Annotated in this window: 21 protein-coding genes; 9 read left to right on the top strand and 12 right to left on the bottom strand. The window is 43.8% G+C overall.

Annotated elements, in window-relative coordinates:
• Positions 1-44: 44 nt before the first annotated feature.
• Genes hda through arsC form a run of 4 tightly spaced genes read right to left on the bottom strand, consistent with a single transcriptional unit; the run spans position 45 to position 2,027 of the window.
• Positions 45-731: a DnaA regulatory inactivator Hda gene (hda, locus tag KUG63_RS08390; RefSeq protein ID WP_015004981.1), complete on the bottom strand. Its 687-nt coding sequence runs from the start codon at positions 729-731 to the stop codon at positions 45-47.
• Positions 731-1,084, bottom strand: a complete 354-nt coding sequence (locus KUG63_RS08385) for a DUF2069 domain-containing protein (RefSeq protein WP_287554795.1) — start codon at positions 1,082-1,084, stop codon at positions 731-733. The genes hda and KUG63_RS08385 overlap by 1 nt, the downstream gene beginning before the upstream one ends.
• Positions 1,068-1,679, bottom strand: a complete 612-nt coding sequence (gene wrbA / locus KUG63_RS08380; RefSeq protein WP_287554793.1) for an NAD(P)H:quinone oxidoreductase — start codon at positions 1,677-1,679, stop codon at positions 1,068-1,070. The genes KUG63_RS08385 and wrbA overlap by 17 nt, the downstream gene beginning before the upstream one ends.
• Positions 1,680-2,027, bottom strand: coding sequence for an arsenate reductase (glutaredoxin) (gene arsC / locus KUG63_RS08375; protein ID WP_015004984.1), 348 nt, complete (start codon positions 2,025-2,027; stop codon positions 1,680-1,682).
• A 121-nt stretch (positions 2,028-2,148) separates the two neighbouring features.
• Between arsC and hldE the strand changes: the two genes are divergently transcribed.
• From hldE to KUG63_RS08355, 4 genes are read left to right on the top strand one after another with little or no spacing between them, the layout of a single operon-like run.
• The gene (gene hldE / locus KUG63_RS08370; RefSeq protein WP_015004985.1) at positions 2,149-3,582 is read left to right on the top strand and encodes a bifunctional D-glycero-beta-D-manno-heptose-7-phosphate kinase/D-glycero-beta-D-manno-heptose 1-phosphate adenylyltransferase HldE; all 1,434 of its coding nucleotides are present in this window, start codon (positions 2,149-2,151) and stop codon (positions 3,580-3,582) included.
• A gap of 6 nt (positions 3,583-3,588) precedes the next feature.
• The gene (gene rfaD, locus KUG63_RS08365) at positions 3,589-4,548 is read left to right on the top strand and encodes an ADP-glyceromanno-heptose 6-epimerase (protein ID WP_287554791.1); all 960 of its coding nucleotides are present in this window, start codon (positions 3,589-3,591) and stop codon (positions 4,546-4,548) included.
• A 4-nt stretch (positions 4,549-4,552) separates the two neighbouring features.
• Complete coding sequence (gene waaA / locus KUG63_RS08360; protein WP_020931853.1) at positions 4,553-5,824, top strand: lipid IV(A) 3-deoxy-D-manno-octulosonic acid transferase; 1,272 nt, start codon at positions 4,553-4,555, stop codon at positions 5,822-5,824.
• Positions 5,796-7,001 carry a YbfB/YjiJ family MFS transporter gene (locus tag KUG63_RS08355; RefSeq protein WP_232228506.1) on the top strand — a complete coding sequence of 402 codons (1,206 nt, stop codon included), beginning with the start codon at positions 5,796-5,798 and terminating at the stop codon, positions 6,999-7,001. The genes waaA and KUG63_RS08355 overlap by 29 nt, the downstream gene beginning before the upstream one ends.
• Positions 7,002-7,048: 47 nt before the next feature.
• Here KUG63_RS08355 and KUG63_RS08350 read toward each other — a convergent pair whose 3' ends face one another.
• From KUG63_RS08350 to KUG63_RS08335, 4 genes are read right to left on the bottom strand one after another with little or no spacing between them, the layout of a single operon-like run.
• A complete protein-coding gene (locus tag KUG63_RS08350) occupies positions 7,049-8,383 on the bottom strand; it encodes a TolC family outer membrane protein (RefSeq protein ID WP_287554788.1) in 1,335 nt (444 codons plus the stop codon).
• A gap of 54 nt (positions 8,384-8,437) precedes the next feature.
• Entirely contained in the window at positions 8,438-8,890 is a 453-nt protein-coding gene (gene dtd, locus KUG63_RS08345; RefSeq protein ID WP_020931856.1) for a D-aminoacyl-tRNA deacylase, read from the bottom strand.
• A 7-nt stretch (positions 8,891-8,897) separates the two neighbouring features.
• Positions 8,898-9,425: a mismatch-specific DNA-glycosylase gene (locus KUG63_RS08340; RefSeq protein WP_287554786.1), complete on the bottom strand. Its 528-nt coding sequence runs from the start codon at positions 9,423-9,425 to the stop codon at positions 8,898-8,900.
• Between the two features lie 4 nt (positions 9,426-9,429).
• Positions 9,430-9,750, bottom strand: coding sequence for a rhodanese-like domain-containing protein (locus KUG63_RS08335; RefSeq protein ID WP_015004992.1), 321 nt, complete (start codon positions 9,748-9,750; stop codon positions 9,430-9,432).
• Positions 9,751-9,849: 99 nt separating this feature from the next.
• On the opposite strand from KUG63_RS08335, the gene thiC reads away from it, so the two are divergent.
• Together thiC and KUG63_RS08325 are read left to right on the top strand one after the other, a co-directional pair.
• Positions 9,850-11,715, top strand: coding sequence for a phosphomethylpyrimidine synthase ThiC (gene thiC, locus KUG63_RS08330; protein ID WP_016390377.1), 1,866 nt, complete (start codon positions 9,850-9,852; stop codon positions 11,713-11,715).
• Between the two features lie 135 nt (positions 11,716-11,850).
• A complete protein-coding gene (locus KUG63_RS08325; RefSeq protein ID WP_287554783.1) occupies positions 11,851-12,681 on the top strand; it encodes a sterol desaturase family protein in 831 nt (276 codons plus the stop codon).
• 22 nt (positions 12,682-12,703) lie between these two features.
• Here the strand turns inward: KUG63_RS08325 and KUG63_RS08320 are convergent, their stop codons facing one another.
• On the bottom strand, positions 12,704-13,321 hold the full coding sequence (locus tag KUG63_RS08320) for a class I SAM-dependent methyltransferase (RefSeq protein ID WP_015004995.1): 618 nt from the start codon (positions 13,319-13,321) through the stop codon (positions 12,704-12,706).
• 136 nt (positions 13,322-13,457) lie between these two features.
• Here KUG63_RS08320 and uvrD point away from each other — a divergent pair, with 136 nt between their 5' ends.
• Entirely contained in the window at positions 13,458-15,623 is a 2,166-nt protein-coding gene (uvrD, locus tag KUG63_RS08315; protein WP_020931858.1) for a DNA helicase II, read from the top strand.
• Positions 15,624-15,674: 51 nt separating this feature from the next.
• On the opposite strand, the gene KUG63_RS08310 is transcribed toward uvrD, so the two are convergent.
• The gene (locus KUG63_RS08310; RefSeq protein WP_015004997.1) at positions 15,675-17,132 is read right to left on the bottom strand and encodes an aldehyde dehydrogenase; all 1,458 of its coding nucleotides are present in this window, start codon (positions 17,130-17,132) and stop codon (positions 15,675-15,677) included.
• Positions 17,133-17,517: 385 nt separating this feature from the next.
• Between KUG63_RS08310 and KUG63_RS08305 the strand changes: the two genes are divergently transcribed.
• On the top strand, positions 17,518-17,790 hold the full coding sequence (locus KUG63_RS08305) for a hypothetical protein (protein ID WP_016390382.1): 273 nt from the start codon (positions 17,518-17,520) through the stop codon (positions 17,788-17,790).
• A 51-nt stretch (positions 17,791-17,841) separates the two neighbouring features.
• Here KUG63_RS08305 and KUG63_RS08300 read toward each other — a convergent pair whose 3' ends face one another.
• Together KUG63_RS08300 and KUG63_RS08295 are read right to left on the bottom strand one after the other, a co-directional pair.
• Positions 17,842-18,882: an aldo/keto reductase gene (locus tag KUG63_RS08300; protein WP_015004999.1), complete on the bottom strand. Its 1,041-nt coding sequence runs from the start codon at positions 18,880-18,882 to the stop codon at positions 17,842-17,844.
• A 16-nt stretch (positions 18,883-18,898) separates the two neighbouring features.
• Positions 18,899-19,387, bottom strand: coding sequence for a TIGR00645 family protein (locus KUG63_RS08295; RefSeq protein ID WP_319023247.1), 489 nt, complete (start codon positions 19,385-19,387; stop codon positions 18,899-18,901).
• A gap of 348 nt (positions 19,388-19,735) precedes the next feature.
• Between KUG63_RS08295 and KUG63_RS08290 the strand changes: the two genes are divergently transcribed.
• On the top strand, positions 19,736-20,824 hold the full coding sequence (locus KUG63_RS08290) for a TRAP transporter substrate-binding protein (RefSeq protein WP_015005001.1): 1,089 nt from the start codon (positions 19,736-19,738) through the stop codon (positions 20,822-20,824).
• Positions 20,825-20,852: the final 28 nt, after the last annotated feature.

Below are 20,852 nucleotides of genomic sequence, written 5' to 3'. Positions count from 1 at the left end.
TATCATATTTCCCCGAACTGAACACAGCCTTAATCAATAATGGCTTATATCGATTTTGATAACGTGGACTTTAAAAAAGGAATGGTCAACTTTCGCTGGGCTGCTAGGCTTGCTTTGTCTAATGTGTTAAGCAAGTTCCAGAGCGTATGCAGATTTCTAGGAAAGTGCGTCATTAAATAGTTAGCGGTTTCACGGTTAAGTTCTAAGCCGAGTTTTTGAGCACGTGCTTGTAAGGCTTGTAGGGTGCTTTCGTCGCTAAGAGGGGCCAAGTTAAGTGGAAGGCCGCTATTTAATCGGCTTTGCAAATCGTTAAGGCTGATCTGAAGATGTTGTGGCGATACCGTGGCGCTTACAATTAAACGCCCAGTTTGCTGTTTAATTTGATTAAACAGGTTAAATAAGGCCTCTTCCCAATCAGCCTTTTCACATAGGATGTCGATATCATCTATACAAATTAGGTCGAGGTTCGCCAAGCCCTCCAGTATTTTTGCCGAGGTGCCCAGTAGCTCTTTTGCTGGCAAATAGCTGGCTGTGCCACCTAGTTGGCTTTGGCGTTGGCAAGCCGATTGTAATAAATGAGACTTACCGGTTCCTATGTCGCCCCAAAGAAAAATAAACGGTTCATCGGCATCTTTTAGGGACTTAATGACCAGTTGATTCTCAGTGGCAATAAAGCTCTCAAAGTTAAACGCTTCTTTTAACTTGAAAGGCAGAGGCAGTTGGGGGTGCATTAATGTTTGCTAATGTGACGAATATATAGAGAGGCGCTAAAAAATACCGTTAAGCTGATGACAATTTCAAGAAGGCCAAGCAGTCGAGTAGTTGAGCTTGCAAACGCTTCGGTTGTGCCATGTATAAAGTACAGCAGGCTTAAGTAAGCCGCCCAGTTAACGGGCTTTTCTTTACCATGTAGAACACCTCTTAATGGTAATAATAATGGGATAACACAGGTGATAAGCACCAAGGCTACTGGGAAGGTTTGCGGTGGCGCGAGTAGGGTGATCCAAGCGGTTACGAAGCCAATTAAGCAAAGGTAGCTGAGTAGTTGCAACCAGTACGCTGCTTTTTTACCGGGTAAAGTCATTATGAATTAAGTTTTTTGCGAGTAGGGCGATTCTTTTGCCAAGAGCAAGGCATAAGTCAGATTCGTGTTGATCTAGTTTTCGCGAGTTATCAGGGCCTGCTAGATGACTGGCGCCGTATGGTGTGCCACCAGATTGTGTTTCTAACAATGATGGTTCAGAGTACGGTAGCCCGGCCAGCAACATGCCGTGGTGAAGCAACGGTAGCATCATTGATGTGAGCGTTGTTTCCTGCCCCCCGTGAAGACTACTGGTTGAGGTAAAAACGGCAGCAGGCTTGCCAATCAGCGCGCCAGATAGCCAAAGGTTGCTTGTGCCATCAAGAAAGTATTTTAAGGGTGCAGCCATATTGCCAAATCGAGTCGGGCTACCCAAGATGAGCCCGTGGCAGTTTTTAAGGTCGTCTAAGCTGGCGTATAAAGCACCGTCAGCTGGAATATTGTCTTCAGTTGCTTCACAAACGCTAGAAATGGCTGGCACGGTACGAATTTTAGCTTGTACGCCTTCTATGCTTTCCACGCCCCGAGCAATCACACTGGCCATGTTAGCTGTTGCGCCATGGCGACTATAAAATAGAACCAGGACCTCGGTGTTCATTTATAAAATTTCCAGAACGGTTTCAGGTGGGCGGCCAATTGCTGCTTTGCCATTCGCTAAGACGATAGGCCGTTCAATTAAAATAGGGTTCTCCAGCATTGCTGTGATTAACTGTTCATCGCTAAGGCTGTTGTCCTTTAGGTTTTGTTCTTTATAAATGGCTTCGCCTTTGCGCATTAAGTCGCGTGGCTCCATATTGAGCATGCTTAATATGGATTCTAGTTCGGCTCGGCTAGGTGCTTTCTTCAGGTACTCGATAACGTCTGGTTGAACGCCTTTTTCTTCAAGTAGTTGGAGTGTTTGGCGAGATTTGCTGCAACGTGGGTTATGATAAATTTTAATGCTCAACAGAGTATCCTCATGCGTGTTTTCTTGAATTATAAATTATCTGTTAATTTAGGGCAGGCTTTTTCTGCTTTGTGTGCTGCGTGATATGATGGGCGGTAGATTATTAAATAAGAATTCGAAGATGAAATTACCTGATTTTAGCCAAGCGTCAGTACTGGTTGTTGGAGACTTGATGCTGGATAGAAACTGGCAAGGCGATACCTCGCGTATTTCTCCAGAAGCGCCAGTGCCTGTTGTGCACGTTAAAAATGTAGAAGATCGCCCAGGCGGTGCCGGAAACGTTGCGTTAAATATTGCGGGTTTGGATGCGGCAGTGTCAGTTCTTGGTTATACCGGTGATGATGACGCAGCAAGATCGTTAAAAAGTCAGCTAGAAGAAGCAAAAGTAGTGTGTCAGTTTATGACACTGGCTAATCAGCCAACGATTACCAAATTACGCATTTTAAGTCGTCATCAGCAATTGATTCGTTTGGACTTTGAAGACAGTTTTCATGATTTGCCGGCAGAGGCCTTACTAGAACACTATACAGCGGTACTTGCCTCGCATGATGTGGTGATTTTGTCAGATTATGGCAAAGGAACGCTGGCGTCTGTAACACAACTTATTGCTGCGGCAAAAGCAGCAGGTAAAAAAGTATTAATAGACCCGAAAGGAACAGACTTTAGCAAATACCGAGGGGCCACGTTAATTACCCCAAATTGGAGTGAGTTTCAAGCCGTGGTAGGTGAATGTGAGAGTGATGAGGATGTCGTCATTCGTGGCGCTGCCTTGCTTAATGAGCTAGAGCTGGAGGCGTTATTGGTTACCCGTGGTGACAAAGGCATGACCTTATTGCAGCCGCAACAGCCGCCGATTCATTTACCAACGCAGGCGCAAGAAGTGTTTGATGTGACGGGCGCAGGTGATACGGTTATTTCAACATTAGCAGCATGTTTGGCTGCGGGCTCAAGTTTTTCAGAAGCCACTGTATTGGCTAATCAAGCAGCCGGCTTAGTGGTGGCTAAATTAGGCACGGCATCGATTACTCAGCAAGAGTTGCAGGCGACTTTGCACACCTTAGAAGACATGCCTCGCGGCTATGTTAGTGCAGATGAGTTGTCAGAAGCGATTTCAACAGCGCGCTTGAATGGGGAAAAAATTGTACTAACAAACGGTTGCTTTGATATTTTACACCCAGGACATGTGCGGTATTTGCAGCAAGCAAAGGCGTTGGGTGATCGGTTAATTATTTTAGTGAATGATGATGCCTCGGTGTCTCGCTTAAAGGGCCCTGAGCGGCCGATTAATAATTTAGCAACACGTGCAGAAATGTTGTCCGCATTAGCGTGTGTAGATTGGGTTTGCGCTTTTTCAGAAGATTCACCACGCGAGCATATTTGTCGCATTTTGCCTGATGTGTTGGTGAAAGGTGGCGACTATCAACGAATTGAAGATATTGAAGGACATGATTGTGTTGCCAAGGCAGGTGGTTCTACCTATGTGCTGGATTATGTGGATGGTTGTTCAACGACCAATTTGATTAAAAATATACGCGATACAAGCGATAAAAGGTAAACGAAGATGATAATCGTAACAGGTGGTGCAGGGTTTATTGGCAGCAATATAGTGCAAGGTTTAAACGCTAGAGGTATTAGCGACATCTTAGTCGTTGATGACTTAAAAGACGGCACAAAATTTAAGAACATCGTGGATGGCCGGATTGCCGACTATATGGATAAAGATGATTTCTTAGGCAGTGTATTAGGCGGGGACCTCGACGGGGATAAGATTGAAGCGCTTTTCCATCAAGGCGCCTGCTCATCTACAACTGAGTGGGATGGTCAGTTTATGATGGAAAACAATTATGAATACTCGAAAACCCTTTACCATTTTTGCCAAGAAAATAAGGTGCCGTTTATTTATGCATCCAGTGCCTCGGTTTATGGCGGTGGGCGCGTTTTTAAGGAAGACTTATCCAACGAAGCGCCACTGAATGTGTATGGTTATTCTAAATTCTTGTTTGATCAATATGTCAGAGCACAAGAAGCATTGAGCCCGCAAGAGGCTAGAAGTCAAGTAGTTGGTCTGCGTTATTTTAATGTATATGGCCCCCGTGAACAGCATAAAGGCAGCATGGCGAGTGTAGCGTTTCACTTAAATAATCAACTACTTGAAAAAGGTGAAATCAAACTTTTCGCTGGTTGTGATGGTTATGCAGATGGTGAGCAAGTACGTGACTTTGTTTATGTGACGGATGTGGTTGACGTGAATTTATGGTTTTTGGATAACCCAACGGTGTCTGGAATTTATAATTGTGGCACGGGTAAGAGCCAACCTTTTAATGATGTAGCGAAAGGCGTACTGGATTATCACCAAAAAGGCAGCCTAAGTTACATTCCTTTTCCCGACCATTTGATTGGACATTATCAAAGCTTTACAGAGGCAGACTTAACGGCGTTAAGGGCGGCCGGTTGTGATGTTAGCTTCAAAACCGTGGCTGAAGGAGTAAAGTGTTACATGGAATGGTTAAACGCCGGTTAGTTTAATGCGACTGGCGTACTCAGTCTTATTGTACTTACTGACCCCGTTTTTTATTTTACGGCTGTTAATCCGTGGGCGCAAAGCACCGGCATACTTAAACCGTTGGGCAGAACGTTTTGGTTGGTATAAAAAAGGTCAGCCGCAAGGGGTTATTTGGTTCCATACCGTGTCTGTCGGTGAGGCAGAGGCAGCTTTTGCACTGATTGATAAAATTGCAGCTGCTTATCCAGATAAGCCAATTTTGGTTACTACAACCACGCCAACGGGCTCTGCGCGAGTAAAGGCATTTTTAGGTTATCGTGTTCATCATGTGTATTTGCCTTACGATTTGCCGGATGCGATGTGGCGCTTTTATCGGTGTTTTAAACCAGCCATAGCGATTATTCTAGAAACAGAAATTTGGCCAAATATGCTTCACCAAGCGCAGAAAAATGCTGTGCCGTCTATTATTGTTAACGCACGACTTTCTGAAAAGTCTGCAAAGGGGTATGCAAAACTAGGTGCTTTTATGGTGCAAACATTGGCGAATATTACGCATGTCTGTGCGCAAACTGAGGCGACCTTAGAGCGGTTCGTTGATCTCGGTTTAAATAAAAATAATATCAGTGTGCCAGGTAATATTAAGTTTGATCTAGAAATGTCAGCCCATCTGTTTGAAGAAGCAGAGGTCATCAGGCGAGATTGGTTTCAACAGCGCCCTAGTTGGATAGCTGCCAGTACGCATGAAGGCGAAGATGAAATAGTATTGGATGCTTTTTCTCAAATTAAAAAACAGTTACCGAATAGCTTGTTAGTTTTGGTGCCTCGGCACCCAGAGCGATTTAACACCGTTGCAAAATTGTGTGAAAAACGTGGTTATACCGTGACGCGACGAAGCGAGCAAAAATCATCGCCAGTAAAAACAGACGTGTTTTTACTGGATACCTTGGGTGAATTGAAACTGTACTATGCAACCGTTGATGTTGCATTTATTGGTGGTAGTTTCGTGCCAACTGGTGGGCACAATATGCTTGAGGCGGCGGCACATTCAGTGCCGGTTCTTTTTGGTCCATTTGTACATAACTTCACCGAAATTAGTGAGTGCTTATTAAAAAAAGGCGCTGCGATTCAAGTGATGGGTGCGGACGAACTTGCATTACAAGTGGTTGACTTACTCGAGCACCCTGAGCAACGAGATCAGATGGGAATGAAGGGCCTTCGTTTTGTTGAGCAAAACAAAGGCGCGGTGGATAAAGTGGCAGAGCGTATTGTCAGTATGGTTAATGCGTCTCGTTAGTAGTCGCTTTAAAGTACTTTCATCAGGTATTTTTTGCCTGATCTTAACAATGAGTATCGCGCGTTTTTCCTATACGCCAATGATCCCTATCATGTTTGAACAGGCTGGATTAACCAAGGTGCTAGCGGGTTGGTTGGCGACTATAAATTATCTGGGCTATATGTTGGGTGCGTTAACAGCGACATTAGTTGGAAACCTCGTTGTTAAAGACCGGATTTACCGGCTAGGCTTACTGCTTGCGATTATGACAACAATAATGATGGGGCTGTCTGATAACCCTTGGGTTTGGGGTGTTTCGCGCTTTGTTGCGGGTTTTAGTACGGCCGCCGGGTTGTTAATTGGCGCAGGCCTAATGTTAAATTGGTTGATTAGGCATCACCATCGAAGCGAGATGGGTATTCACTTTTCTGGGATAGGGTTAGGAATAGTACTTGTAGCTTTATTACTTGAATACTCGAAGTCAGTCAGCTGGTCAGCGCAATGGTTGTTGCTCGGTTTTGTTGGGATGGGGTTAGCTATTCCTGCATGGCGATGGTTACCGCCTCCAGCTACAAGCAAGCTAACAGAAAAAGGGCAGCTTCTTGATGATAAACCACCCAGTAAGCGGTTCTTGGGGCTTATGTTGTTGGTGTACTTTTGCGCAGGTTTTGGCTTTGTTATTAGCGCAACGTATATTGTGGCAATAGTCGAGAATCAGCCTGCTTTGAAGGGGCAAGGTGAAATTGCATTTCTTGTATTGGGCGCCTGTGCCGCGCCAGCGTGTATTATCTGGGATTTAATTTCAAGAAAAACGGGTATTTTGAATGCGCTGCTATTTGCATTTTTGATACATGCGGTAGGTATTGTGCTTCCCGCGTTGAGCGATACATTGCTGTTTGCTTTATTAAGTGCTGCTTTGTATGGTTTTACTTTCGTGGGTATCGTAAGCATTGTGTTGACAATGGCGGGCCGATTTTACCCGACAAAGCCGGCAAAGCTGATGGGTATGTTAACGATGAGTTATGGTGTTCCGCAGATTGTAGCACCCACTATCGCAGGCTATTTAGCAGCATCAACGGGTGATTATAATGCCTCATTATTTATGGCGAGTGGCTGCGTTTTGTTCGGTTCTGCTGTTATTTGGCTGATCAAAAAATGGGCTATTAAAGACATGGCGTTACTTAATGCAACGCCATGATGCTTATGTAGCTAGTGTTCTTTATTACGGCTAATAATGAGCGGTATCTAGTGTGCTAGCCAGTTATTGACTATGCCAAGGTCGGCCTCAGAAAGGGTTCCAGCATTGTTTTTAAGGTTTAAAATATTAAGAATATAGTCTTTTTTCGCAATGCTTAGTTCAAGTTTTGCTCGTGATAAGTTACTTTGCGCATCAAGCACATCAACGATGGTACGGGTCCCTACTTCTAAGCCAACTTCATTTGCGTCTAAAGAGCTTTTGTTTGAAACAATGGCCTGCTCTAAGGCATGGATGCGTTTTAGGTTGGCCGTAACGCCCCTAAATGCGTCACGCGTTTTTCTTAGAGTGGTGCGTTGTAATGATTGTAAGATATCTAACGATTGTTGATGGTTAAACGCTGCTTGCCTTGTTAGTGAGCTGGTTCTTCCGCCCGCAAATAAAGGCACATTTAGTTCTACGCCAATGCTATCGGATTCATTTCTAAAGCCAGTTCCAAAGCTGCCACCGCCGGTTTCAGCATATTGGTGAGAAGCGACTAGATCTACAGTAGGGTAGTGGCCTGCGCGCTGTAGCTCTATTTCTTTTTTAGCAATGTTGACATCGTATTTAGCTACTTCCAGCGATAGGTTTTGCAGGGCAGCAAACTCTTCCCAGCGATTGATATCATTCGGTTCAGGCGCAGATAAGGGGAAACTAGAGGCTAAATGAGCCAGTACTAATTCGTCGGTTTGGATAATCTCTCGAAGTGACTCTTGTGCAGAATACAGGTCATCTTGTGCAGCAATTTGAGTTGCAATAGACAAATCATATCGAGCTTGGGCGTTATGTACGTCAGTGATCGCGATAAGGCCAACTTCAAAGCGAGCTTGTGCTTGCTCAAGCTGACGGGTGAAAGCATTAACATCGTCGTTTGCTAAGTTCAAGGCTACTTCGGCTTGAAGGCTGTTAAGGTAACGTTCGGTTAAACGTAAAATTAGTGCTTGTTGCGCAATTTCATACTCTACTTCGGCTCTAGAAACCTGCTTATTAGCTTGCTTGTAGCGAGTGTAGTTGGCCCAATTAAAAAGAGGCTGTCTTAGGGAAACTGCAAAGCCCTCATCACGGAATTGGTCTGTACTTTTCCCCGGTCCCGAAAAACTACTTTCACTTTCTTGGCGGACATCATTAGACAGCGCCGATGCGTTAATGCTAGGTAGTAACCCAGCTAAAGCCTGTGGGCTTGCTTCTTTTGAAGATAGCAACTGGTTATAAGCAGCATGAATGTCAGCATCATGTTGAAGAGCACGTTTGTAGGCCGTCATCAAATCGATAGGTTGGGCGATGCTTAAAACAGGGAAAATACAAAGAGCGAGACTTGGAAGAAGTTTTTTCAAAAAAATCATGTTGGTAAAGAGACTAGTAGTAACAGCCAACACTTTAGCATGTTGGGCAGGTTCTTAACCATCTTCATTCCGTGTTTTTAATGTAAATGTGACGGGTCCGTCATTGCATAAAGTAACTTGCATATCGGCAGCAAATTCACCGCATGAAACAGCGGCATATTGTTGTTTTGCATAACGCGTAGTAAATTCGAACAACGGCTTTGATAGTTGAGGTGCTGCAACGCAGCTAAAACTGGGGCGAGCGCCTTTTTTGGTATTGGCCGCTAAGGTGAACTGTGGGATCAGTAATAAACCACCGTTAATATCTTTTAAGCTTAAGTTCATTTTACCGTTTTTATCGGCAAAAATCCGATACGATAAAATACGATCAATCAATTGCTTTGCTTCGGTTTCGCTATCGTTTTCCTTAATGGCGACAAGGGCGACGATGCCTTGGCCAATTTCACCAATGAGGCAATCATTAACGGTAACCTTGGCATAAGTGACGCGTTGAATAACGGTTAGCATGAGCAGGTTATGATAAGTGTTTAAAAAAATCTGCATAGCTGTCGCTAATAACAGCTAGTGAGAAAGCGGCATTTGCAGGGCTAGGATTGGGTGATACGTAAACGGGTTTGGCGTTAATCGTCCAAGATTGCAGGCCCCAGCTGGTGGCAGATGGTTTGACTTCGCTGTATTGCAGGTATTTTTGACAGGTTAATTTACCGTGGAACCAAACTATGTCGGGCTGTGTATCGTCGATGAGTTGCTGTAGTCGAGAGCTACCGTTACGGTAGTCAAGGGCTTTTAAGTCGCCACAGCCAGCGGTTGGGCGCTTTACTAGGTCAGTAAAGCCAATTCGGTATTTAGTGTGTAGGTATTGGCAGCCTTTAAAACTGGCCTCGATATGTTCATCAAAAAAACCGCACTGATTGAGTGCTTTCCAAAATCGGTTTCTGGGGTTGGCAAAGTAAAACCCTGCCTTAACAGACGGAATAGAAGGGTTTAACCCAACTGACAAAGCGGCTAATGGGGCGCTAAGTAGGTCTGGCAAGGTTTCCATTAGCTTAATAAGTTGGCATAGAATTATCGACCTGAGCGGCCCAAGCATTAACACCGCCGGTCAAGTTAATAACATCGGTAAAGCCATTTTGGAGCAAAAACTGAGCTACTTGTTGGCTTCTCATTCCATGATGGCAGATAGTAATAATAGGGCTGTCTTTTGGCAGTTCATCTAGACGATTAGGGATGCTCTGCATTGGTATTAAATGGCTGTTTGGTAGATGACAATATTCAAACTCGTTAGGCTCTCTAACATCAAGCAAAAATAAGGAGTGATTAGGTTGCTCAAGCAGTGAGCTTAGTTCAGTAGCAGAAATTTTTTTCATATGGGTAATAAAGCCTTTTTTATTGGAAATTAATTATAGCAGTGTGTGATAAGATGAAGGCTACCCTAATATCAATACACGTGCATCAAAGAGGTCGTTATGAGCGCCATTCCAGAAGAATTCCAGAAGAAAACCGAAGCATTGCAGCAGGCAGCTATAACGCCTTTGCCAAATTCAGAAAAAGTTTATATTAAAGGCTCGCGTGATGATATCAACGTGCCGATGCGTAAAATATCATTAGCGGATACAGCGTCTAGTTTTGGCGCAGAAAAAAACCCAGATGTGTATGTTTATGATTGTTCGGGTGTCTATACAGATCCAGATGCAACGATTGATTTGCGTAAAGGGTTGCCGAATGTGCGTTTACCGTGGATTTTAGATAGGAATGATACCGAGCTGCTAGAAGGGCCCAGCTCAACTTTTGGCCAAGAACGGCAAAACGATCCAGCGTTAGCAAGCTTACGTTTTGAGCATATCCAAGCACCTCGACGAGCGAAAGCGGGCGCAAACGTTAGCCAAATGCATTATGCGAAAAAAGGCATTATCACGCCTGAAATGGAATACATAGCGATTCGTGAAAACATGAAGCGTTCTGAAATTAACGCAGAGCAACACCCCGGCGAATCCTTCGGCGCAAGTATCCCTGAGCAGATCACAGCAGAATTTGTGCGTGACGAAGTTGCACGTGGCAGAGCGATTATTCCAGCGAATATTAACCACCCTGAAGTAGAGCCAATGATTATAGGCCGTAACTTCTTGGTTAAAATTAACGGTAATTTAGGTAATTCAGCGGTGACTTCTTCGATTGAAGAAGAAGTTGATAAGATGGTATGGGGCATTCGATGGGGCGCGGATACCATCATGGACTTATCAACCGGTAAAAATATACATGAAACACGTGAGTGGATTTTGCGTAATTCCCCTGTGCCGATTGGTACGGTGCCGATTTATCAAGCCCTTGAAAAAGTAAACGGTAAAGCAGAAGATCTAACGTGGGAAATTTTCCGCGATACTTTGATTGAACAAGCAGAACAAGGCGTTGATTACTTTACAATCCACGCAGGCGTTTTACTACGTTATGTACCGATGACAGCTAAGCGGACGACCGGCATTGTGTCACGCGGTGGTTCTATTATGGCGAAATGGTGTTTAGCACACCATAAAGAAAACTTTTTATATACGCATTTTGAAGATATCTGCGAAATTATGAAAGCGTATGATGTGTCATTTTCATTGGGCGATGGGTTGCGCCCTGGCTCCTTGGCCGATGCAAACGACGAAGCTCAGTTTGGTGAACTAGAAACGTTAGGTGAACTGACGAAAATAGCTTGGAAGCACGATGTGCAAACAATGATCGAAGGTCCTGGTCACGTTCCTATGCATATGATCAAGGAAAACATGGATAAGCAGCTAGAGTGCTGTGATGAGGCGCCTTTTTATACCCTCGGCCCTTTAACAACCGATATTGCACCGGGCTATGACCATATTACATCGGGCATTGGTGCTGCGATGATTGGCTGGTTTGGTTGTGCGATGCTCTGTTATGTTACGCCTAAAGAGCATCTGGGTTTACCGAATAAAGAAGATGTTCGAGTGGGGATTATTACCTATAAAATTGCTGCACATGCGGCGGATTTAGCCAAAGGTCACCCCGGCGCACAAATACGAGATAATGCCTTATCAAAAGCGCGATTTGAATTTCGTTGGGAAGATCAGTTTAATCTTGGTTTAGACCCGGACAGAGCACGTGAATATCACGACGAAACCTTACCTAAAGACTCTGCCAAAGTTGCCCACTTCTGCTCCATGTGTGGGCCACATTTTTGTTCGATGAAAATTAGCCAAGATGTGCGCGATTATGCAGCGAATAAAGGCATAGATGCTCAAGATGCATTGGCTGAAGGGATGGCTGAAAAAGCAGGCGAGTTTAAAAGCAAAGGTGCCGAGCTATATAAGAAGGTTTAACATCTTCTCATAATAGCGCAGAGATCCTGAGCAATCAAAATTCGGCTAGCTTTTTGAAGGAGCTAAATGTTTAGGCTGGCGTTGTTATTAGCTGGCCTAACCAGAGTAAGTTGATTAATCGCTTGAGGCTGAGTCATGGCTGAAATGGATCTTGCTGCTAAGCCGGTTCTTGTTGCTCTGGTATTAGCAACGCTGGTAATGCTAGAAATGCTAGCGCCGATGTTTCGATTTTATGATGCTGTCAAACCACGGTTGAGGCATGATGCGGCTAATATTTTATTAGGTGTTTTAAATGCGGCTATAGCGAGTGTTTTGTTCACGGGTTTGGTGTTGTCAGTCACAACATGGGCAGTGGGCCATTCGTTTGGCCTATTGAATTGGCTGACATTAAACCCCTACTTTGAGTTATTAATTGGTCTGTTGTTATTCGATTGCTGGCAATATTGCTGGCATAGACTCAATCATGCAATTCCCTTTTTATGGCGATTTCATGCTGTCCACCATTCGGATGCAGCAATGGATGCCAGTTCAGCGGTGCGGTTTCATAGCGTAGAGATAATATTTTCAAGCGCTCTGCGTTTATTGGTGTTGCCAATCATTGGCTTAAGCGTAGAGCAGTTGCTAATTTATGAGTTGATAGCGTTACCGATTATTTTAATTCATCATAGTAATGTTGCTGTTCCAGCTACGTTGGATAGATTATTACGTGTCATTATTGTTACGCCTCATGTTCATTGGGTTCACCACTCGCACTTGCAAAACGAAACAGATTCCAATTACGCCAGTGTGTTGTCCATTTGGGATAGGGTTTTTGCTAGCTTTTGTTTGCGAGATGATCCTCAAAATATACGGTTTGGTTTAGGCGATAGATTTGATCAAACGCGGTGGGATCAATTTATTGGGCAGTTAAAACAACCCTTTAATTCAGCCTTATATGAACAAAGAGAAAGCAGTCTTAAAAAGTAATTTGAATAAGTGCTTGTTTGGCTTAGCGAGGGATTTGTCGGCTAACAATAGCCAGCCAAGGTTGTTGTTCTTGTGGTTTCCCTTCGGGGCGATAGTAGTGCGTTAATATCTCGAACCCGGCTTGCTCCAAAAAAGCTTTACTGTCCTTTAGCTCTTGGTAATGCCCGTAACGCTGACCTTGCCAGCCTTCAGCGTTACCGCGTGGATTAGACGTAAATAAAATGCCATTTGGGCGTAAGCACTGATGCAACTTATTCAATACATTTAAAAGTTGTGAGCTTGGCACATGAAACATTGATGCATTGGCGAAAACTCCATCAAAATGTTCAAAGGGCAACGTCATCGTGGCAAAGGTTTGATTAAGTGTTGGGCAGCCGCTGTACTGTGTGGCCATTTTGCAAAAGGTTGGCGAGCCATCTAGGCCTATTGGAACGTGCCCTAAAGATTTAAAGTGTTTCAAATCTCTGCCGGGACCACAGCCAAAATCAAGTATATTAAGGGTTTTGTCTTTTGGAAGAGCGGCTAAGAAGGCCTTAATGTTTTGCGAAACATCATGATCTTTTGTGCCACTCCAAAAAGCGTCTGCATTATGTTCATAATGCTTTATGGTTGTGGTTTCTTTAGCGCTGATGTCGTCCATTTGTTTATTCCAAAGTTTTTGCTGTCATTTGTCAATCGAGGCAACTTAAATAACGAACGGGGCGTTGGTTTATGAAAGGTTGTTATTTTTTGTCTGTTTCAATGAAACTGGTGTCGGGTCAGTATAAAATATTCACATGGATATTACACATATATTAGATGGGCTTAACGATGCTCAGCGAGATGCAGTGAGTGGCCCAGAAAAGGCCGCACTTATTTTAGCAGGGGCAGGCAGTGGTAAAACGCGTGTGCTGGTGCATCGAGTTGCCTGGCTGATGCAGGTTGAAGGTGTTTCGCCGTACAGTATTTTGGCGGTAACGTTTACTAATAAAGCGGCAGGTGAAATGCGTGAGCGTGTGCAATCGATGCTAAAAACACCGGTTGGTGGCATGTGGATTGGCACCTTTCATGGGATCGCCCATCGTTTATTAAGAATGCATGCTCAAGAACTGGGCTTACCAGATGCGTTTCAGGTGCTAGATTCAGATGATCAATTTCGGATGATTAAGCGTTTGCTTAAATCAATGAATGTGGATGATTCACGCTGGCCACCTCGCCAAGTCCAATGGTTTATCAATGCACAAAAAGACGAAGGTAAACGAGCGAAACATATTGCGCCGTCGAGTGATCATTTTGAGCAAAAAATGTTAGAGATTTATGCAGAATATGAACAAGTTTGTCAGCGCTCTGGGCTGGTCGATTTTGCTGAATTATTACTTAGAGCACATGAGTTATTACGTGATAACGATGCGGTAAGAGCACATTATCAGCAGCGTTTTAAACATGTGTTAGTCGATGAGTTTCAAGATACCAATACCATTCAATATGCTTGGTTACGGCTACTCACAGAAGAATCTGAAAACTTATATGTAGTGGGTGATGACGATCAATCTATTTATGGTTGGCGTGGTGCAAAGATTGAGAATATTCATCGTTTTCAAAAAGATTATGCTGAACATAAGGTGGTGCGTTTAGAGCAAAATTACCGTTCCACCAGTACCATCCTAAAAGCAGCCAATGCCATTATTGTTAATAACGATGGGCGGATGGGTAAAGAGTTATGGACCGATGGTGAGGAAGGCGAGTTAATCTCTTTGTATTCGGGCTATAACGATCAGGATGAAGCGCGCTTTGTTGTTGATAGAATTAAAGACTGGGTGACGAATGGGCACAGTCGTGAAGAAGCCGCTATTTTATATCGCTCCAATGCTCAGTCGCGCTTATTTGAAGAGTATCTAATGGCTGCCGGTATTCCTTACCGTGTGTATGGTGGTTATCGTTTCTTCGAACGGTTAGAAATTAAAAATGCATTAGCCTATATGCAACTGGCGACTCATCACGATAATGATGCGGCATTTGAGCGCATTGTTAATACGCCAACACGCGGGCTAGGTACGCGTACGCTAGATATTATTCGTGAGCAAGCTCGTGGGAAAAGCATAAGCCTTTGGCAGGCAGCAAATGAGTTATGTGAGGAAGCGGCGTTAACTGGTCGAGCATTAAATGCATTGACGGGCTTTTTAGCCTTGATTCGTCAACTGGTTGTTGATATGGCGTCGATGAGCTTACATGAAAAAGTTGAACAGGTAATTAGCCGTTCTGGTTTGATTGAACATCATAAAAAAGAAAAAGGCGAGAAGGGCGAAGCACGAGTAGAAAACTTAGAAGAGCTTAGCAATGCAGCGCGTCAATTTGCCTATGAGGCCGATGAAGCTGAAGAGTTGAGTGAGTTAGACTCATTTTTAGCCCATGCTGCTTTAGAGGCTGGTGAAGCTCAAGGTGATAAATTTGAAGACTGCGTTCAATTGATGACCCTGCATTCGGCAAAAGGCTTGGAGTTTCCACTGGTCTTTATGGTTGGTATGGAAGAAGGCTTGTTTCCTAGTCAGCGCTCGGTTGATGATGCAGCGAAACTAGAAGAAGAGCGACGGCTAGCCTATGTTGGTATTACACGAGCAAAGGAGAAGTTGTATTTAACCTCTGCAGAATCGCGTCGTTTACATGGGCAAGAAAGCTATCCGATGCCGTCTCGTTTCATTAGGGAAATTCCTGCAGAGTTAATGCAGGAGGTTCGTTTAGGCGCTCGTGTAACACGCCCCGTAGTAAGCAATCAACAAGCTAGTTTTAGTGATGAATCAGCCGTTGGTTTTAAAATGGGCGAGCATGTCGTGCATGCAAAATTCGGCGAAGGTGTGGTGTTGAATATTGAAGGCAGTGGTGCGCAAGCGCGAGTGCAGGTTAATTTTTCTTCAGCGGGTAGTAAATGGCTAATGCTTGCCTATGCGAAATTAGATAAAGTTTAGCCTTAAAACGCCCCAGCTTATGTTCAATAAGCTGGGGGAATAGCTATTAATTTAAAATGGGTAGTGCACGTGGTTTGGTGCAACTGTAACCCAGCGTAATTCGGTAAACTCATCAATCACTGCACGGCCATCGAAGCGTCCATAACCGGTTGCTTTAGTACCGCCGTACGGCGCTTGAGCTTCGCCATTAACAGTTGCGCTGTTAATGTGACAAATGCCCGATTCAATATGTTTTGCCATTTTCATCGCTCTTGGGAAGTCGCGGCTGAAGACAGAGGCCGATAAACCGTATTCCGTATCATTTGCAACAAACAGTGCTTGTTCATCGTCTTTAACGCGAATAATAGAAATAACCGGACCAAAAGACTCCTCGTGATAGGCGCGCATGTCAGCAGTAACATTATCTAAAATAGTGGCAGGCATCGATGCGCCCTCTGCTGTTCCGCCAGAAACTACGTTGGCGCCTTTGTCTACTGCATCTTTAACAATACTGTTTAAGCGCTCACCGGAGGACGAGTCAATCAGTGGGCCAACAATGCACATTTCGTTGCCGGGTTCCGCTGGATTGCCCATGGTCAGTTGTGCGGTAGCGGCAGCAAATTTTTCTATAAATTCATCAGCCACTTTTTCATCTACGATGATACGGCCTGTTGTCATGCAAATTTGACCTTGATATAAGAAGCAACCAAACACAGCCGCTCTAACCGCTTCGTCAATATTGGCATCGTCTAGAATCACTAGCGGAGACTTTCCACCTAACTCAAGCAAACAGCGTTTTAAATGCTTTGCTGCTTGCTGGGCAATAATGCTGCCGACACGAGTAGAGCCTGTGAAGTTAATGCGGCGGATGGCTGGGTGTGCAATCAATGCTTCAGTGATTTGAGGTGCGTCTTCAGAAGCATGTGTGATAACGTTTAAAACACCTGCTGGTAAACCTGCCTCAAACAGCGCTTCGCAAACCAATAGATGCGTTTTTGGGCTGACTTCAGAAGCGCGAAAGACAACCGTATTACCAAATGCAATAGGGTAGGCAATGGCTCTAGCTGCTAACGCTACAGGGCCATTCCAAGGTGCCATACTTAACACAACACCAACGGGTTGGCGGAATGTCATAGACAGAGTGTCAGGCTTATCCGTTGGGATTGTTTCACCCTGTACTTGGGTTGTTAAGCCTGCGGCTTCACGGAATAAACCCGCTGCCATCATTACGTTAAAGCCAGACCATAAGGCGGATGCGCCCACTTCGGCAGCCATGGCTTGAATAATATCATTCGTTTTGCTTTCTAGGATGTCGGCTGCTTTGAGTAATAAAGCGCGACGCTCGGTTGGGCCAGTTTCTGACCAAGTTTTAAAAGCAATAGCAGCGGTTTCAGCTGCTTTGTTTGCATCGTCAATGGTTGCAGCAGCACCTTGAGAAACAACGTTGCCAGTGAGTGAATTTAGGCGTTCAAATGTTGCGCCATTTGAGGCGTCTACGGCCTCATTATTGATGATAAGTTGGGTTTTCATAGTGTTCCGTTGTTATTATATAAGCATTTAATTATGAATGTTTTTTTCAATGACTACAAATGAATTTCGAGAAAAAGATAGCTAATCGATATTCATGTGGTTGTATGCTCGCAAAGGCTTAGTGCTTATGCAAGAACAATCTTAAGATTAAGCTGACGAATACATGACATAACAAGGGCTTGCCCGTAAACCTAGAGCTAGACCGTTATTTTTGTGTGTTGAACGACGCGCCCAATGCTCAATAGATGGGATTTATGTGGAATATATGATTGAGATCAAGAAATACATGATTGTTAGCACTTTAAGGGTGTTTTTCTTGAGAGAAAATTAGGATTATTTGTCTACATTAGTGGGTATGGAATGAATATAGAAAAAGGAGTTAATCATGCTTACATATGAAGATTGTGTCGAATTGAGTGGTCTCACCAATGAAGAAATAGAGGCTATCGCAGAGCATGAACATGTGCCAAACATTGTAGCGTTAGAGCTAGGGCATTACTTGCTTGAAACTGAAGCTGGCGTTCCAGCAATTAAAGAGATTATCTTAGACGATATCCATGAGGCTGAAGCGTGCGGTAACCTTGTGCAAAGTGCTAAGCTGAAGTTAGTGCTTCAACACTTTGTTAGCCAGCACCCTTATCATGAAGTTGGGCAATAATCCGTTGGTTGGGCACTGGCATAAAAGGTCGTTTTGAGACGTAGATATGGCCTAAAAAGGCATAGGGTATTGTCTTCTAATGGTTTTAATTCCCTCGTTAACTTCATCAGATAGCGTTAGGTCAATAGATGCAATATTGCTTTTTAATTGCTGCATACTGGTAGCGCCAATTAAATTAGAGCTAACAAAAGGTTGCTGATTAACAAAGGCTAACGCCATTTGGCAAACATCAAGCTGATGTTTTTTAGCTAGCGCGATATAGGCTTCAATAGTGGCATCTGTTTGTGCGTTAGCACGATGTTCAACACGCGAATCAATAGCCAAACGGGTGCCTTCAGGCATAGCGCCGTTAAGGTATTTCCCGCTGATTAAACCACGAGTTAAAGGCGACCAAGCGAGTAAGCTGCAATCTTCATGTAGACTAATTTCACTAAGGTCTGGCTCAAAGTGCCTAGCCATTAATGAGTATTCATTTTGAATCGATACCATACGTGGCAACTGATGTTTTTCAGACAACTCTAGCCATTTAGAGATGCCCCAAGCAGTTTCATTTGATAGACCCACATGGCGAATTTTGCCTGCCTTAATAAGCTCATCCATTGTTTCAAGAACTTCAATGAAGTTGTCTTCAACCGCTTGTTTGTCAAAGTTAGGAGCGTAGTCCCAAATTTGACCAAAGTGGTAAGAACCGCGGTTTGGCCAATGCAGTTGATAAAGGTCGATGTAGTCGGTTTGTAAACGTTTTAAACTGTCTTCAACGGCTAATAGAATATTTTTACGGTCAATAAAGTTGTTGCCCTCACGTACCCACTCCATACCTGGCCCGGCAATTTTTGACGCAAGGATCACCTTGTCGCGATTTTTACGTGAGGCAAACCAGTTACCAATAATAGTTTCAGTTTTGCCGTAGGTGTCAGGTGTTGGTGGAACAGCATACATTTCAGCGGTATCAAAAAAATTGATGCCCTGAGTGAGAGCATAATCCATTTGCTCAAACCCTTCTTCTTGCGTGTTTTGACGGCCCCACGTCATGGTGCCAAGGCCAATTAAACTAACGTTAAGATCGGTTCTACCCAGTTGTCTGTATTGCATAGTGAGGTCCTGTTTTTTAATGTCTATTCATCTTATCGACCCAAGCCATGCCAATGGCTGATAGGACGAAAGTAATATGCAGAATAACGTACCACATCAGTTTATCGTTGGCGATATGCTCGGCATTCATAAACTTTTGAAGTAAATGGATTGAAGAAATTGCGACGATTGAGGCGGCTACCTTTTGTTTCAACGAGCCAGAATCTAATTTGCCAAGCCAAGACAGCTTTTCGGCACCTTCTTCAATATCAATTCGCGAAACAAAGTTTTCGTAACCACTGAGCATCACCATAATAATTAGCCCACCCACCAAAGACATATCAACTAGCGAAAGAATCACCAGCACCATGTCCGATTCTGTAGTGGATAAAATAATGGGGAAAAAGTGAAAAGCTTCTTGAAAAAATTTGATAGATAATAAAATCAGAGCAAGGCTTAAACCAAGGTTGATAGGGGCGAGTAGCCACCTTGAGGCATAAAGTATTTTTTCTAGGCGTTGTTCAATACGCTGCATAAGATTGAATTGGGGTCAGTGATAAAAAAGTTAGTATACATGGATTAAGTCTAGTTTTTAACACTTCTCTCTATGGTGTATTGTCGGTAATATAGATAGCTAGTGGGTTCAATTTTAGGGGGTTAAAAGCGCCATTATTTTGTGCGTTTTTTAGCGAGCAAGGCCTCATTACACTAAAATATCGTACACTGGGCAGATTTGGTGTTTATATTCAAGAAAACGCTTGTTAAATGATAGATGGCAAAACAGGGTGCTATTGTTATTAAGATGAATATCTTGGCAGTTAATCAATAAAAAGCAGTCGCGAGCTGCATTAAAGAGTCAATGGAGAACATATAAATGAAACGTCGTGATGTACTGAAATCATTTGGCAGCGGTATGGTCGCAGCCACGTCACTCGCTGTGGGTGGAAAGGCCTTAGCTGCCAAGCCAGAATTTAAATGGAAAATGGTAACAACATGGCCCAAAAACTTTCCCGTATTAGGCACAAATGCTAATTATTTAGCAAAAACCATAGAGGAAATGACTGGGGGGCGTATTCGTATCAAAGTGTATGGTGCCAACGAACTGGTCCCTGCTTTTGAAGCCTTTGACGCAGTGTCTCGTGGCACTGTAGAAATGGGTCACGGTGCGCCGTATTATTGGAAAGGCAAGAGTGAAACGGCGCAATTCTTTTCCGCCATCCCTTTTGGAATGACAGCACAGGAAGTTAACGGTTGGTTGTATTACGGCGGCGGCCTTGCGTTATGGGAGGAACTGTACGACCGATTTAACCTAGTGCCTATGGCAACGGGTAATACGGGTGTTCAAATGGCCGGCTGGTTTCGTAAAGATATTAACTCTGTGGATGACTTGCAAGGTTTAAAAATGCGTATTCCTGGTCTAGGTGGCGAAGTGTTAAGCCGTGCAGGTGGAACGCCCGTCAGTATGCCAGGCGGTGAAATCTTTACCTCACTGCAATCAGGTGCTATTGATGCAACCGAATGGATTGGGCCTTATAACGACTTGGCCTTTGGTTTGTATAAAGCAGCAAAAAACTATTATTACCCTGGTTGGCATGAGCCTGGCTCAACGCTAGAAACATTTGTTAATAAACAGACCTTTGAGTCGTTACCGAAAGATTTGCAAGCCATTGTAAAACACGCATGTAAAGACGCTAGTATGGACATGATTTCAGAGTTTAGCGCAAAAAATAATGCAGCATTAGACACCTTAGTAAATAAGCATCAAGTCAGTGTTAAAGCCCTACCGGATGATGTGCTAAAAAAACTTCACTGGCTATCCAATGAAGTGGTACAGGACATTGTAGATAGAGATGCGTTCTCACAAAAAGTTTATGCCTCGTATAGTAGCTTTCAGCAGCAAGCGATTAAATGGTCGGATGTGTCAGAGTATGCATACATGCGGGCTAGGGGGTTAGGAGCTTAACGTTTCATACATCAACTGAGCTGAAAGA

It is taken from the genome of Cycloclasticus sp., assembly GCF_019090545.1.
In the GTDB taxonomy this organism is placed as follows: domain Bacteria; phylum Pseudomonadota; class Gammaproteobacteria; order Methylococcales; family Cycloclasticaceae; genus Cycloclasticus; species Cycloclasticus pugetii.
Note: the sequence above shows the minus strand (reverse complement) of the source record. Positions and strands in the feature narration are given on the sequence as shown.

What these genes read in the sequence shown, in the direction of transcription:
- KUG63_RS08325 (WP_287554783.1), top strand. Translation starts at nt 11,851, where the DNA reads ATGGCTGAAATGGATCTTGCTGCTAAGCCGGTTCTTGTTGCTCTGGTA.
- KUG63_RS08320 (WP_015004995.1), bottom strand. Translation starts at nt 13,321, where the DNA reads ATGGACGACATCAGCGCTAAAGAAACCACAACCATAAAGCATTATGAA.
- KUG63_RS08340 (WP_287554786.1), bottom strand. Translation starts at nt 9,425, where the DNA reads ATGGAAACCTTGCCAGACCTACTTAGCGCCCCATTAGCCGCTTTGTCA.
- KUG63_RS08335 (WP_015004992.1), bottom strand. Translation starts at nt 9,750, where the DNA reads ATGAAAAAAATTTCTGCTACTGAACTAAGCTCACTGCTTGAGCAACCT.
- hldE (WP_015004985.1), top strand. Translation starts at nt 2,149, where the DNA reads ATGAAATTACCTGATTTTAGCCAAGCGTCAGTACTGGTTGTTGGAGAC.
- KUG63_RS08310 (WP_015004997.1), bottom strand. Translation starts at nt 17,132, where the DNA reads ATGAAAACCCAACTTATCATCAATAATGAGGCCGTAGACGCCTCAAAT.
- waaA (WP_020931853.1), top strand. Translation starts at nt 4,553, where the DNA reads ATGCGACTGGCGTACTCAGTCTTATTGTACTTACTGACCCCGTTTTTT.
- KUG63_RS08290 (WP_015005001.1), top strand. Translation starts at nt 19,736, where the DNA reads ATGAAACGTCGTGATGTACTGAAATCATTTGGCAGCGGTATGGTCGCA.
- rfaD (WP_287554791.1), top strand. Translation starts at nt 3,589, where the DNA reads ATGATAATCGTAACAGGTGGTGCAGGGTTTATTGGCAGCAATATAGTG.
- uvrD (WP_020931858.1), top strand. Translation starts at nt 13,458, where the DNA reads ATGGATATTACACATATATTAGATGGGCTTAACGATGCTCAGCGAGAT.
- dtd (WP_020931856.1), bottom strand. Translation starts at nt 8,890, where the DNA reads ATGCTAACCGTTATTCAACGCGTCACTTATGCCAAGGTTACCGTTAAT.
- KUG63_RS08305 (WP_016390382.1), top strand. Translation starts at nt 17,518, where the DNA reads ATGCTTACATATGAAGATTGTGTCGAATTGAGTGGTCTCACCAATGAA.
- KUG63_RS08300 (WP_015004999.1), bottom strand. Translation starts at nt 18,882, where the DNA reads ATGCAATACAGACAACTGGGTAGAACCGATCTTAACGTTAGTTTAATT.
- wrbA (WP_287554793.1), bottom strand. Translation starts at nt 1,679, where the DNA reads ATGAACACCGAGGTCCTGGTTCTATTTTATAGTCGCCATGGCGCAACA.
- hda (WP_015004981.1), bottom strand. Translation starts at nt 731, where the DNA reads ATGCACCCCCAACTGCCTCTGCCTTTCAAGTTAAAAGAAGCGTTTAAC.
- KUG63_RS08385 (WP_287554795.1), bottom strand. Translation starts at nt 1,084, where the DNA reads ATGACTTTACCCGGTAAAAAAGCAGCGTACTGGTTGCAACTACTCAGC.
- KUG63_RS08350 (WP_287554788.1), bottom strand. Translation starts at nt 8,383, where the DNA reads ATGATTTTTTTGAAAAAACTTCTTCCAAGTCTCGCTCTTTGTATTTTC.
- thiC (WP_016390377.1), top strand. Translation starts at nt 9,850, where the DNA reads ATGAGCGCCATTCCAGAAGAATTCCAGAAGAAAACCGAAGCATTGCAG.